Genomic DNA, 12,654 nt, shown 5'->3' with positions numbered 1-12,654 from the left:
AAGAACTGTTCCTCCAGTTGCATTTGCTGGAAGGCTGTGCCGAAGTCCTCCAGATTCGTACTACTCGGTCGTTGCGAGCACGCGGCGACAGTCAGAAAGACCATTCCAAGTACAGCGCGAGATCGCATACGCCTAACGCCTTAGTTAAGCCGCGCCGAAGGCGTCGGCTTGAATGATGAGTTAGGCCTCGTGGCCCGAGGCCTGCCACTGCGCGTAAGCGGCCTCCAGCTCGCTGGGGGTACATGTAAACCACTGGGGCCATTGCGACTCTTTGCCGTGAGGATAGCCGAGAAGATTGGCAACGGCATTGCCAACTCCCACGAGCTGTTGCTCAGTTGGCGCGGCACTCGAGATTGTGCCGATCAGGGCCGACACCTCTGCCCTAGACATACCAAGCAAGGTGCCGAACTCCCAATCGGGAAAGAACGGACCCGAGGCCGCAGCGGCTAAAGCCTCATTTAGTGTCTTGCAGGGATCCTGCCCCATGAGGCCTAACGCCTAAGTTAAGCCGCGCCGAAGGCGTCGGCTTGAATGATCAGTTAGGCGGCAGCTCGCCGCCCAAGCTGAATTTGAATGGCGCATCTCTGGTGGAAGACTCGTCAGTCGCTTTATAGCGCCAACGCCGGACTACCTCCAGCGCTGCTTCCTTCCACGCGGCATGGCCGGAAGATGACAGAACTGTTGCTCCAGAGACCGACCCATCTGGCTGTACGGTAAGTCGTATGAGAACCGACCCTTCTGCAAGCCCCGTGACGCGCGGCGCCTCGGGCGTTGGGCAATGGACCAGACTGGGATCGAGTGGCTCGCAGTCGCGCTCCGGCACGGCCTGCACAGTGCTAGCTAGGGAAACTGAAACAGCAAGCAGTGCAAGTAGCTTCATATGCCGCCTAACGCCTAAGTTAAGTCGCGCCGAAGGCGTCGGCTTGAATGATTAGTTAGGTGCCGGCCGGAGGTGGCAAGCAGCTTAAGGTTGAGCTTAGCCGATAGGCCCCAGGGTAGTCCTTGGGCAGGGGCTCACCAGACAAGTACTGCAGCACGGGGCCCAATGCGTCTGGATTGCTGCGGGAGCCATCTTTGAACCCATCAGTTACGTCCAGCACTGATTGGTCGCCGGGAACAAGGCTAATGCTGGTCGTGTCGTTCTCGAGCGCAACCAGGTAGAAGCGGCCGACCGCCAGCTTTATGCCGCAGTGCGCTCCCATGGTGAACTCCAACTGTTGGATCGAAGGCTGACCGCCCAAGAGAGTGCGAACGACGGCAACACGGCCTCGCACTTTGGACGGCCAAATATCGCTATCGGTGAGTTCTTGCGAAACGATCCGAAACACATAGACATGCTCAGCTCGAGCCAGGTTCTCCTCGAATGACGGCACCTGCGGGTCTGCTCCAGCCGAAGTGGATGAGCTGAAGAATACAAGCAGAGCGCCAAACACAGCCGATAGCTTCATACGGCACCTAACGCCTAATAGACCTCAAATATGAGGCATAGCACCGTATGTATCCCCAGCTCGAAATGCCAGTCAAGCCACCAACAACCCGCCAATCAACACCTTGCCGCAGCAGCCGGCAGTTTGCACCCAACCCCGTTTGCCACGTTATCCGTCATATGAGCGGCATATCCACTTATGCGAGCAGAAACGCGGTCTATCAAAACCCGGACTGCCACCAGTCACCCATGTCCGATCAACAGCTTGCAGCCCAACACGGGTTCCAGATCATTGCAACGCGTTCAGTCAACGCAAGCCGGGCTCAATCCACCAGCTCGAACGACGCCTCCAGCGGAAGCATCACTCGCCGCGCATCATCACGAAGCGTCACCTTCACGGTCCACCGGCCGGCCAGGTCCTCGGGCTCGGCTAGGAAATAGATCACCGGGGCCGCCAGGTAGACGTGCAGCTCATTGCCCAGCGCCGGACCCTGGTAGCACACCACGTTGTCCTGCTCGGCCGAGACGCTGCCGTCGGGACGGGTCACCTGGATGTCGCAGCGCACGTCGGCCTTGCGGTCGGCGTCCAGGCGCGGGTTGGCGAAGAAGACCAGCATGCTCAGCTGTCCGCCGCGCCGCACTTGCGTGGCCGGTTCGAACTGCGGGGTGCGGTCGCTGGGCTGGTCCCACTTCGCGCGCCAGTCGGGATCGGCGGTGATGACCAGGGCGCCCGAGAAGCCGCGCTTGCTCTGCCGGGACGCGGTGTCCGGCAGCGGCTGGCCATCGGGCCCGATGAACAGGTCATTGGCCGAGGCCGGGAAGGCGAGGGCGAGCATCAGGCTGAGGGCGATCGTCCAGCGCGTCATGGCGGGGCTCCGGTGGGGGTTTCAGTCGCGCGCCGCGGCGGCGCGCAGCTGCGCGGCCTGGCCGTGGCCGAGGAAGGAGGTGATGGCCCGCCGCACCAGGTACAGCAGCGGAATCAGCGCGATGGCGGCGGCCATCTTGTAGCCGTAGTTCAGCGTGCCCACCGCCAGGAACAGGCTGGTCGGCCACTGCTGCGGGCCCAGCACGAAGGCGATGTAGAGCACCACGAAGCTGTCCACGAGCTGCGATACCGCCGTGGAGCCGGTGGCGCGCAGCCACACGGCGCGTTCGCCGGTGGCGCGACGGATGCGGTGGAACACGCTCACGTCGATCAGCTGCCCGACCAGGAAGGCCACCAGCGATCCCCCGATCGTCCACAGTCCTTGGCCGAACACCGCCGCGAACGCCTTCTGGTAATCCGGCACCCCCTGGTCGGCCGCCACGCCCACCCACCACGACGCCGGCGCCAGCGAAATCGCCAGGTAGGCGAACACGAAGCCGTACACGATCACGCCCACCGCCAGCCAGCTGATGAAGCGCACGCCGCGCTTGCCGTAGAACTCGTTGATCACGTCCGTCATCACGAACACGATCGGCCACAGCAGGGTGCCGGCGGTGAAGTTGAGCGAACCGGTCTGGCCGAACAGGTTCCATTCCAGTGGCGCCATGCCCAGCGTGTCTTCCAGCGCGAAGATCTTCACGCCGATCAGCTCGGCCAGCAGGGCGTTGCTGACGAAGAACACCGCCAGCACCAGGAACAGCCGCTGCGCGCGTTCCTGCCCGGTCATGGCGGGGCCGGGTTCCGCTCGAACGGCATGTGGTCAGGACTCACCGCGCCGCCGGAGATGATGAAGGTCATGGCCTGGTCCACCGACCAGTCGGTGGGCGTCAGCTTTTCAACGGGCACGATCTCCAGGTAGCCCGAGGTGGGATTGGGCGTGGTGGGCACGTACACGGCGGCCAGTTCGCGGCCGGTGCCTTCCTCCAGGATGATGCGGGTGACGAAGCCGACGCACTTCATGTCGCGGTGCGGGAAGTCGATCAGCACCACGCGCTGGGTGCCGTCGGGCTTGGTCTGCAGCAGGTCCAGCAGCTTGCGGGCGCTGCCGTACACGGTCTTCATCAGCGGGATGCGCGCAATCACGCCCTCGAACCAGGCCAGTAGCCGCTGGCCCACCACCCGCCGCGCCAGTGCGCCCACCGAGATGATCACCACCACCGTGCCCAGCATGGCGATGGCCGCCTGCGCCCAGGGATCGTCCAGCCAGCCCAGCATCTCCGGGTGCGCGGAGGCCAGCGAGACCGACAGCGGACCAACCCAGGGCTGGCTGATGTCCGACAGCAGCCCCAGCACGAACTTGAACACGATCCAGACCAGCCAGATCGGCAGCAGGGTCAGCAGGCCGGTGAAAAAATAGGCACGAAGTCGTCGCATGCCCGGATTGTAGGGCAACTAGCGCGCGCCCAGTTCCTCGGCCGACACTTCGCGCACCAGCCGGAAGCCGATGTCGTCATAGCCCGTGTCGGCGTCGAAATCGTCCGCGCCCTGGGGCGTGCCGCGCTGGGCGGTGTCGCGCCAGCCCATGCCCGCGGCCAGCCGGCGGCTGCAGCTCTTGCCGCAGTCCGACAGCCATTCGCGTGCGTTGCCGCGCAGGCCGGCCAGGCCCAGGTGGCTGTTCGGGCCCTGGCTGGCGCTGGCCGTGCCGTCGCTGCCGCCGCTGCAGTTGATGCGGCCGTCGCGGCAGGCATTGCCGGTGCCGCGGTAGCTGGCCAGCGGCGTCCACTCGGCGCGCGTGGGCAGGCGGTATTCCCTGCCGGTGCGGCGGCTGAGCCACTGCGCATAGGCACGGGCGTCGTCGTAACTCACGCACACCACCGGATGGTTGCCGCTCTGGTTGAAGCCAGGGTCGTCCCAGCTGCGCTTCTTCAGCGTGATCGGCGCCAGGCGGTTGCGGCAGCGTGCCGCGGCGCGGCCATTGGCCGAGGCGAAGGCGGCGTATTCGCTGCGCGTCACTTCGCCGCGCATGGCGGCCAGGCCGGGGCGATTGCCGCGGGGCAGGCTGACCAGGTTCATCGCCACGCCTTCGTCCTTCAGGCGGTCGCCGGCCTTGGGCAGCTCCACGGCCTGCGACCAGGCCGGTTCCAGCCCAGCCGGGGGCACTTCCAGCGACGTGGCCAGCGCCTTGGTGCGCGCCACGGCGATGCCGTCCACCTTCTTCAGGTCGGCCTGCAGGCGCGCCAGCAGCACCGGCGTCAGGCCATCGCGCAGCGCCACCCAGGGCTTGCCGGTCTGGCGCTCCATCTCGACCACGAAGGGCGAGACGCGGCCGTAGTTCTCCACCGCGGCGTCGTCGTCGCCGGCCTTGACGGCCGCCAGCACGCGTTCGCTGTAGAAGCGAATCACTTCGTCGGCCATGCGGTAGAGCGAGGGCTCGCGCGGCGCCAGTTCGCGGGCGGCGCGCAGGGACTGCATGGCGTTGTCGCCCGGCGGCAGGCTGAGGCGATTGCGGTCGATCTGGCGGCGCGCCGCGGCCAGTTCACGCGCGCCGGCGCGGGTGGGGTCGTAGTCGAGCGCGGTGACCGTGACTTCTGCCTGCACCTGCGCGAAGGGCGAGGCGATCAGGCCGGGGGCCGGTGCCTGCGCAGCGTTGGCCAGGGCGGCATCCACCGGCGCGGGCGGCAGCGCCGGCTCGGCCACCGCGGGCGCCGGTGTCGGGGCGGGGGTCGGCGTCGCGATGGGCGGCTCCGCGGCGACCGGTGCCGGTGCGGCCGGGGCGCCCTCGACCGTGAAGAAATCGGTGCGCGGGTCCACGCTGCGGTCGCGCTGCATCCAGCCGTACACGCCGGCCACCATCGCCACGCCGGCCACCGCGGCCAGCAGCGGCTTCCAGGCGGCGCGCAGCTTGTTGCCCAGGCGGGCGGTATCGAACTTGGGCTCGGTGGCCTTGCCGCTGGCGATCTGGTTCAGCGCGCCCAGCATCTGCTGCGCGTTGCGGTAGCGGTTGTCCGGCGACTTGGCCATGGCCCGGTCGAGGAAGGGCTGCCAGTGTTTTTTCTCGGGCGGCAGCCGCGGCACCGGATCCTGGGCATGCATCAGCGCCAGGGCCAGCGGGTCGGCGGCCTGGTAGGGCAGGCGGCCGATCAGCAGTTCGTAGGCCAGCACGCCCACGCTGTAGAGGTCGGCGCGGCCGTCCACCACTTCGCCGCGCGCCTGCTCGGGCGCCATGTAGCCGCCGCTTCCTACGGCGAGACCAGCGGTTGTTATGCGGGTCTGGTCGCGCTTGCTGAGCGCGATGCCGAAGTCGGTGAGCAGCGGCCGGTCGGCGTTGTCGAACAGCACGTTCTCGGCCTTGACGTCGCGGTGCACGATGCCGCGCGCATGCGCGTATTCCAGCGCCGACAGCAGCGAGCGCAGCACCTCGATGGCGCGGTCTTCGTCCTGGGTGAAGTCGCGCTGGCCCAAATGGCCCTTGGCCAGGTAGGGCAGCACGTAATACAGCAGGCCCTGGCGCGTGCGACCGACCTCGTGGATGCCGACGATGCAGGGATGCTCGAGCTTGGCGATGGTGCGCGCCTCGTGCTCGAAGCGCTGCTTGCTGATTTCGTCGGTCAGCGCCGCCGGCGACATCACCTTCACCGCCACCTGGCGGTCCAGCGATTCCTGCACGCCCAGGTACACCTGGGACATGCCGCCCTTGCCGATCCGGCGCAGCACGCGGTAACCGGGGATCTCGGGCATGTAGCTCGAGAGCAGCGCGGTCAGTTCGTCAGGGGAGAGTTCTTCTTCCTGCTGCATGGCGCCAGGGTGCGGGGTTCAGGGGGCGGGGCTGTCCAGCATACGGCAGCCCGGCGGGCAGGCAAGCCATTTGTGAATTCGTGCGCCCCGTCACACTTTGCCCGGGTCGGCCAGTGCCGGCGCGTGGGCGGGGGTGGCGCGCTTGCGGCGTACGTAGACCTGCTTGCGGACCCGGGCCACCACCTCGCCGCCGGCGTCCACCACGTCCACGTCGAACCAGCGCAGCACCTTGCCGCCGTCGGCGGCCGCCTCACGGATTTCCTGCACCACGGCATCCTCGAGCCGGAACTCGGCCACGACCGTGCCGCGGCCCGGCTTCTCGAACCGGATCTCGCCGGCCTGGTCCCAGACCAGGTAGCCGGGGCCCAGGCGCTGCAGCACCATGATCATCCAGAACGGGTCGGTCATGGCGAACAGGCTGCCGCCGAAATGGGTGCCCACGTAGTTGCGGTTGTACCAGCGCTGCCGCAGCTCGACCCGGGCGTACCCGTAGTCGTCGTCCACGCGGGTGACGCGGATGCCCGCGAACAGGAAGACGGGCCAGTACGACAGCAGGCGGCGCAGGCGGGAAGCTTTCATGCGGTCAGGCTATGCTCGGGACGGGGGAGGGGAGGCGATGGCCGAAGTCTGCGCGAATTGTGGCAACAAGCTGACCGGTTTGTACTGTGCCGCCTGTGGCCAGAAGCGTATGGTCGAGGCCGATCGCCGCATGGGCCATCTGCTGGGGCAATTTTTTGCCTCGGCCACCGACCTCGACGGGCGGTTCTGGCGCAGCCTGCGGGCGCTGCTGTTCCAGCCGGGCCGGCTTTCCCGCGACTACCTGGACGGCCGCCGCAAACACTGGATGGCGCCGACCACGCTGTTCCTGCTGGCCAACCTGCTGTACTTCGTGCTGCCGACCGGCATCAGCGACTTCAACCTGCCGCTGACCGACCAGATGCACGGTCAGCCGCACTCGGCGCTGACGGCCGGCTGGGTGGAGCAGCGAATCGCCCAGCGCAATGCCGAACAGCGGCAGCGCTGGGCGCGGCTGCCGGAAGCCTCGCGTCCGGAACGGTCGCCGCCCTACCTGATCGCCAACTACGCGCGCGAATACGACGCCGAGTCCGCCAACGTGGGCAAGGCGCTGATCGTGGTGCACATCCCGTTCCTGGCCGTCGGACTGTGGGCGGTGTATTTCCGCCAGCGGCGCTATTTCGCCGAACACCTGGTGGTGGCCACGCACCAGTTCACCTTCCTGCTGCTGTTCCTGCAGCTGGTGCTGCTGCCCGGGGGCTACGTTTACGACTGGCTGGGGTTGCAGGGCACCGGCGTGCTGCCGCTGGGCGTGGCGGTGGGTACGGCGGCCCTGATCGTGCTGCACTTCAGCTTCGGGCTGCGGCGCGCGTACGACAGCCCGTGGTGGCTGGCCCTGCTGGTGCCGGTACCGCTGCTGGTCCTGATGCTGCTGGCCAGCGTCTACCTCTACCGCACGCTGCAGTTCGTGATCACCTTCGCCTTGACCTGAGCGGGTCGCGGCCGCGGCGGTCAGAAGATCAGCGTCGCCATCTTGCGGCGGTAGCTTCCCACCAGGTCCTCGTCTTCGACCACGCGGAAGGCATCGATCAGGGCCTTGCGCGGCAGGCCGTCCTGGTAGCCGCGGTCGCGCCGCAGCATCTCCAGGAACTGTTCCAGGCCCGCCTGCGATTCGTTGGCCACGATCAGGTGCGCGCCCAGCAGGTGGCGCGCGCGCAGGTCGGCCGGGTCGGTGGCGATCGCGGCCTGCAGCACCTCGCGCGGCGGCGCATCGGCCAGCAGCGCGGCGAAGCCCAGGCGGGCGCGGCCTCGCAGGGCGCGGTCGTCCTGCGCCAGGTTGGCGGGCAGGCCGTCGAGCAGCTTTTCCGCTTCGGCCACGGCGCCGGTCTTGAGCAGGGCCAGCGCCAGGTCCAGGCGCAGTTCGTCCTTGTCCGGCTCGGCCGCGGTCGCGGCGCGCAGGCGCACCACCTCCTCGTGCGGATCGCGCGGGGCCTCGGCGGCCGGGGCTTCTTCTTCCGCGGCCTCCATCGGCGCGACGCCGTGGTGCTGCAGGAACTCGCGCAGCTGGCCTTCCGGCAACGCGCCGGGAAACCCGTCGACGATCTGGCCGTCCTTCACCAGCATCACCGTCGGCACCGACTTGATCTGGAAGTAGCCGGCCAGCTGCTGTTCCTTGTCCACGTCCACCTTGGCCAGCAGGAAGCCGCCGTTGTACTCGCCGGCGAGCTTCTCCAGCACCGGGCCCAGCGTCTTGCAGGGGCCGCACCAGGTGGCCCAGAAGTCCACCAGCACGGGGACTTCCTTTGACTTGAGCAGCACATCCTGCTCGAAGCTGGGCAGGGTGGCGTCGAAAACGTGGGCAGGGGCAGCGGCATTCATCGGGTCGGGTCCGTGGGGCGGGTCTTGGGCTCGGAGATGGTGGCAGGACGGCCCGGAGACAAGTGCGGGCGCGTCGGGGTCAGCGGGTGGCGGCGCCGGCGGCGGCATCGGCCGAACGCACCACCACGCCGTCCTTCATCACGAAGTCCACCTGCTTGACGACGCTGATGTCGGCCAGCGGGTCGCCGGGCATCGCCACCACGTCGGCGCGGAATCCCGGCGCCAGCTGGCCGATGTCGTCCACGCCCAGTACCTGGGCCGCGTTCACGGTGGCAGTGCGCAGGGCCTCGTTCGCGGGCAGCCCGGCCTCGACCATGTAGATGAATTCGTCGGCGTTCTGCCCGTGCAGGCTCACGCCGGAATCGGTGCCGAAGCCGATCTTCACCCCGGCCCGGAATGCGCGCCCGAAGGTGGACTGGATCAGCGCGCCGATGCGCGCGGCCTTCGGCCGCACCACGGCCGGGTAGAAGCCGTCGATCTTCGACTTGTCGGCCACGAAGCGGCCGGCGCTGATGGTGGGCACGTACCAGGTGCCGTGCTTCTTCATCAGCGCGAAGATCTCGTCGTCCATGTAGGTGCCGTGCTCGATCGAGGTCACGCCGCCGACGATGGCGCGGCGCATGCCTTCCTTGCCATGTGCGTGGGCGGCCACGCGGTAGCCGTAGTCCTTGGCCGCCGCCACGATCGCCTGCACTTCCTCCAGCGTGAACTGCGGGCCGTCGCCGCTCTTGGCGTAACTCAGCACGCCGCCGGTGGCGGTGATCTTGATCAGGTCCGATCCGTCCTTGTAGCGCTGGCGCACGGCCGCGCGGGCCTCGTCGGGGCTGTTGATCACGCCCTGCACCGGGCCGGGCGTGCCCAGGGCCGCGCCGATCTCGCGGCTCACGCCATTGGTGGGGTCGGCATGGCCGCCGGTGGTGGCGATGGACTTGCCTGCCGCGTAGATGCGCGGGCCGCGCACCAGCCCCTGGTTGATCGCGTCGCGCAGGGCCAGGGTCACTTCGCCGCCCAGGTCGCGCACCGTGGTGAAGCCCGCGTCCAGGGTCTTGCCGGCGTAGCCCGAGGCGCGCAGCGCCAGGAAATCCGGGTTGAGCCGGAAGCCTTCGGAATAGCTGTCGGGGCTGGACTCGCCGTCCAGGTGCACGTGCAGGTCGATCCAGCCAGGGCTGCAGGTATGGCCGGACAGGTCCACCGAGCGGGCGCCTTCGACCGGCGCCATGCCGGCCCGGATTTCGCGCACCTTGCCCTCGGCCACCACCACGGTCTGGTCGGCCGTGCTGCGGCCGCGGGCGCTGTCGAACAGCAGGCCGCAGTGCAGGGCGATGGCCTCGGGCGCCGGGCCCGCGGACAGGGCCGGGACAGGCAGGGCCAGGGCGAGGGCCAGCAACAGCGGGGTGCGGGTCGGGCGCATGCGGGTCTCCAGGGTGAGGCCCGATGTTAACCGCCGTCCCGGCCGGCAGCGGGCCCCGGCCCGGCGGGGCCCGGCCGCCGCCGCAGACCTGCCACCCCCGATTTGTTACGCTGGACGCCTGTTTTTCCCTGCCCCAAACCCATGTCCGACATCCAAGACCCCAGCGCCTACGACCCGAAGGCGGTGGAAACCGCCGCGCAAGCCCATTGGCAGTCCACCGCCGCCTTCCAGGTGCGCGAGGACGACCCGCGCCCGAAGTACTACTGCCTCTCGATGCTGCCGTATCCGTCGGGCGCGCTGCACATGGGCCACGTGCGCAACTACACCATCGGCGACGTGATAAGCCGGCACCGGCGCATGAAGGGCTACAACGTGCTGCAGCCGATGGGCTGGGATGCGTTCGGCCTGCCCGCCGAGAACGCCGCGATCAAGAACAACACCGCGCCGGCCAAGTGGACCTACCGGAACATCGAGCACATGCGCGCCCAGCTCGAGCGCCTGGGCTTCGCCTACGACTGGAGCCGCACCTTCGCCACCTGCACCCCGGAGTACTACCGGTGGGAGCAGCTGATGTTCACCCGCCTGATGAAGAAGGGCCTGGTGTACCGCAAGAATTCGGTGGTGAACTGGGATCCGGTCGACCACACGGTGCTGGCCAACGAGCAGGTGATCGACGGCCGCGGCTGGCGCAGCGGCGCGCTGGTGGAGAAGCGCGAGATCCCGCAGTGGTTCCTGAAGATCACCGACTACGCCCAGGAACTGCTCGACGGCCTGGACACGCTGCCGGGCTGGCCCGAGGCGGTCAAGACCATGCAGCGCAACTGGATCGGCCGCAGCGAGGGCCTGGAAATCCAGTTCGCGCTGCCCGGCCAGGCCGAGCCGCTGACCGTGTTCACCACCCGGCCCGACACGCTGATGGGCGTCACCTACGTCGCCGTCGCCGCCGAACACCCGGTGGCAGCGCGCGCCGGTGAGTCCGATGCCGCCGTGCGCGCCTTCATCGACGAATGCCGCCGCGGCGGCGTGTCCGAGGCCGAGCTGGAGCAGCAGGAAAAGAAGGGCATCTTCACCGGCCTGTACGCGACCCACCCGGTCAGCGGCGAGCCGGTGCCGGTGTGGATCGCCAACTTCGTGCTGATGGGCTACGGCACCGGCGCGGTGATGGCGGTGCCGGGCCACGACCAGCGCGACTTCGAGTTCGCGCACAAGTACGCGCTGCCGATCCGCCAGGTGATCGCGGTGGACGGCCACGACTACGACGCGGCCGCCTGGCAGGACTGGTACTCCGACAAGGCCGCGCCGGGCCTGCGCGTGGTCAACTCCGGCGATTTCGACGGCCTGGACCACAAGGGCGCGTTCGAGGCGTTCGCGGCCCGGCTTGCGCAGCAGTCGCAGGGCCAGCGTCGCGTCAACTTCCGCTTGCGCGACTGGGGCGTCAGCCGCCAGCGCTACTGGGGCTGCCCGATCCCGGTGGTGTACTGCCAGGCCTGCGGCGCGCTGCCCGTGCCCGAGGACCAGCTGCCGGTGGTGCTGCCCGAGGACGTGGCCTTCACCGGCGTCGCCTCGCCGATCAAGGCCGACCCCGCCTGGCGCCAGACCGCCTGCCCGCAGTGCGGCGGCCCGGCCGAGCGCGAGACCGACACCTTCGACACCTTCATGGAGTCGAGCTGGTACTACGCGCGCTACACCTCGCCGGGTGCCACCGACCTGGTGGACGAACGCGCCAACCACTGGCTGCCGGTCGACCAGTACATCGGCGGCATCGAGCACGCGATCATGCACCTGATGTATTTCCGCTTCTATCACAAGCTCATGCGCGACGCGGGGCTGGTGAAGACGGACGAACCGGCCACCAACCTGCTTTGCCAGGGCATGGTGATCGCCGACACCTTCTACCGCGAGAATCCGGGCGCGCCCAACGACTGGTTCAATCCGGCCGACGTGGACGTGGTGCGCGACGCCAGGGGCCATGCCACCGGCGCGGTGCTGCGCAGCGACGGCCTGCCGGTGAAGATCGGCGGCACCGAGAAGATGGCCAAGTCCAAGAACAATGGCGTCGATCCGCAGACGATGGTGGACCGCTACGGCGCCGACACGGTGCGCCTGTTCTCGATGTTCGCGGCGCCGCCCGAGCAGAGCCTGGAGTGGAACGAGGCTGGCGTGGAGGGCATGGCGCGTTTCCTGCGCCGCCTGTGGTCGCAGGTGAACCGCCACGTGGCCGAAGGCCCGGCGCCGGCGCTGGATCCGGGCGCGCTGGACGCCGCGCACAAGGCCTTGCGCCGCCAGCTGCACGAGACCATCCAGAAGGTCGGCGACGACTACGGCCGCCGCCACACCTTCAACACCGCGATCGCCGCGGTGATGGAGCTGCTCAACGCGCTGTCGAAGTTCGACGAGTCGGGCGACCAGGCGCGCGCGCTGCGCCAGGAGGCCTTCGAGGCCGTGACCCTGCTGCTCAATCCGATCACCCCGCATACCTCGCATGCGCTGTGGCAGCTGCTGGGCCACGTCGAGACCACGCTGGAAGACGTGCCGTTCCCGCAGGCCGACCCGGCGGCGCTGGTGCGTGACGCGGTCACGCTGGCGGTGCAGGTCAATGGCAAGCTGCGCGCCACGCTGGACGTGGCGGTCGGCGCCAGCCGGGAAAACATCGAAACGCTGGCCTTGGCCGAGCCGAACGTGCAAAAGTTCATGGAAGGCTTGTCCGTGCGCAAGGTGATCATCGTGCCGGGCAAGATCGTCAACATCGTCGCGGGGTGAGTC

At 68.3% G+C, this 12,654-nt stretch carries 11 protein-coding genes; 2 read left to right on the top strand and 9 right to left on the bottom strand.

Translation table 11 applies throughout. The features are described 5' to 3' along the window. Nucleotides 1-535: 535 nt before the first annotated feature. The 7 genes from ACOQFR_RS14825 to ACOQFR_RS14795 all read right to left on the bottom strand — a co-directional run bounded on the left by ACOQFR_RS14825 (nt 536) and on the right by ACOQFR_RS14795 (nt 6,665). A complete protein-coding gene (locus tag ACOQFR_RS14825; protein WP_421383243.1) occupies nt 536-880 on the bottom strand; it encodes an energy transducer TonB in 345 nt (114 codons plus the stop codon). A gap of 55 nt (nt 881-935) precedes the next feature. Beyond that, a complete protein-coding gene (locus ACOQFR_RS14820; RefSeq protein WP_421383241.1) occupies nt 936-1,373 on the bottom strand; it encodes a hypothetical protein in 438 nt (145 codons plus the stop codon). A 376-nt stretch (nt 1,374-1,749) separates the two neighbouring features. Then, nucleotides 1,750-2,292 carry a hypothetical protein gene (locus ACOQFR_RS14815; protein WP_421383239.1) on the bottom strand — a complete coding sequence of 181 codons (543 nt, stop codon included), beginning with the start codon at nt 2,290-2,292 and terminating at the stop codon, nt 1,750-1,752. 21 nt (nt 2,293-2,313) lie between these two features. Next, complete coding sequence (locus tag ACOQFR_RS14810; protein ID WP_421383237.1) at nt 2,314-3,078, bottom strand: queuosine precursor transporter; 765 nt, start codon at nt 3,076-3,078, stop codon at nt 2,314-2,316. After that, nucleotides 3,075-3,725, bottom strand: a complete 651-nt coding sequence (locus ACOQFR_RS14805; RefSeq protein WP_421383235.1) for a DUF502 domain-containing protein — start codon at nt 3,723-3,725, stop codon at nt 3,075-3,077. Before ACOQFR_RS14805 ends, ACOQFR_RS14810 begins: the two co-directional genes overlap by 4 nt. A gap of 18 nt (nt 3,726-3,743) precedes the next feature. Next, nucleotides 3,744-6,086, bottom strand: a complete 2,343-nt coding sequence (locus ACOQFR_RS14800) for a bifunctional serine/threonine-protein kinase/formylglycine-generating enzyme family protein (protein WP_421383233.1) — start codon at nt 6,084-6,086, stop codon at nt 3,744-3,746. Between the two features lie 90 nt (nt 6,087-6,176). Then, nucleotides 6,177-6,665, bottom strand: coding sequence for a DUF4442 domain-containing protein (locus ACOQFR_RS14795; protein ID WP_421383231.1), 489 nt, complete (start codon nt 6,663-6,665; stop codon nt 6,177-6,179). A 130-nt stretch (nt 6,666-6,795) separates the two neighbouring features. On the opposite strand from ACOQFR_RS14795, the gene ACOQFR_RS14790 reads away from it, so the two are divergent. Further along, the gene (locus tag ACOQFR_RS14790; protein ID WP_421383229.1) at nt 6,796-7,593 is read left to right on the top strand and encodes a DUF3667 domain-containing protein; all 798 of its coding nucleotides are present in this window, start codon (nt 6,796-6,798) and stop codon (nt 7,591-7,593) included. 20 nt (nt 7,594-7,613) lie between these two features. On the opposite strand, the gene trxA is transcribed toward ACOQFR_RS14790, so the two are convergent. Both trxA and ACOQFR_RS14780 read right to left on the bottom strand, forming a co-directional pair. Continuing rightward, complete coding sequence (gene trxA, locus ACOQFR_RS14785; RefSeq protein WP_421383227.1) at nt 7,614-8,480, bottom strand: thioredoxin; 867 nt, start codon at nt 8,478-8,480, stop codon at nt 7,614-7,616. Nucleotides 8,481-8,559: 79 nt separating this feature from the next. Beyond that, nucleotides 8,560-9,891, bottom strand: a complete 1,332-nt coding sequence (locus ACOQFR_RS14780; RefSeq protein ID WP_421383225.1) for an amidohydrolase family protein — start codon at nt 9,889-9,891, stop codon at nt 8,560-8,562. A 141-nt stretch (nt 9,892-10,032) separates the two neighbouring features. Here ACOQFR_RS14780 and leuS point away from each other — a divergent pair, with 141 nt between their 5' ends. After that, entirely contained in the window at nt 10,033-12,651 is a 2,619-nt protein-coding gene (gene leuS / locus ACOQFR_RS14775; RefSeq protein WP_421383223.1) for a leucine--tRNA ligase, read from the top strand. Nucleotides 12,652-12,654 lie beyond the last annotated feature (3 nt).

The sequence above is a fragment of the Arenimonas sp. MALMAid1274 genome (assembly GCF_049195245.1).
Taxonomy (GTDB): domain Bacteria; phylum Pseudomonadota; class Gammaproteobacteria; order Xanthomonadales; family Xanthomonadaceae; genus Arenimonas.
This window is presented reverse-complemented; position numbering and strand designations above follow the sequence as displayed.

Coding starts and splice junctions, on each gene's coding strand:
- ACOQFR_RS14825 (WP_421383243.1), bottom strand. CDS start 880: ATGAAGCTACTTGCACTGCTTGCTGTTTCAGTTTCCCTAGCTAGCACT.
- ACOQFR_RS14815 (WP_421383239.1), bottom strand. CDS start 2,292: ATGACGCGCTGGACGATCGCCCTCAGCCTGATGCTCGCCCTCGCCTTC.
- ACOQFR_RS14810 (WP_421383237.1), bottom strand. CDS start 3,078: ATGACCGGGCAGGAACGCGCGCAGCGGCTGTTCCTGGTGCTGGCGGTG.
- ACOQFR_RS14805 (WP_421383235.1), bottom strand. CDS start 3,725: ATGCGACGACTTCGTGCCTATTTTTTCACCGGCCTGCTGACCCTGCTG.
- ACOQFR_RS14800 (WP_421383233.1), bottom strand. CDS start 6,086: ATGCAGCAGGAAGAAGAACTCTCCCCTGACGAACTGACCGCGCTGCTC.
- ACOQFR_RS14795 (WP_421383231.1), bottom strand. CDS start 6,665: ATGAAAGCTTCCCGCCTGCGCCGCCTGCTGTCGTACTGGCCCGTCTTC.
- ACOQFR_RS14790 (WP_421383229.1), top strand. CDS start 6,796: ATGGGCCATCTGCTGGGGCAATTTTTTGCCTCGGCCACCGACCTCGAC.
- trxA (WP_421383227.1), bottom strand. CDS start 8,480: ATGAATGCCGCTGCCCCTGCCCACGTTTTCGACGCCACCCTGCCCAGC.
- ACOQFR_RS14780 (WP_421383225.1), bottom strand. CDS start 9,891: ATGCGCCCGACCCGCACCCCGCTGTTGCTGGCCCTCGCCCTGGCCCTG.
- leuS (WP_421383223.1), top strand. CDS start 10,033: ATGTCCGACATCCAAGACCCCAGCGCCTACGACCCGAAGGCGGTGGAA.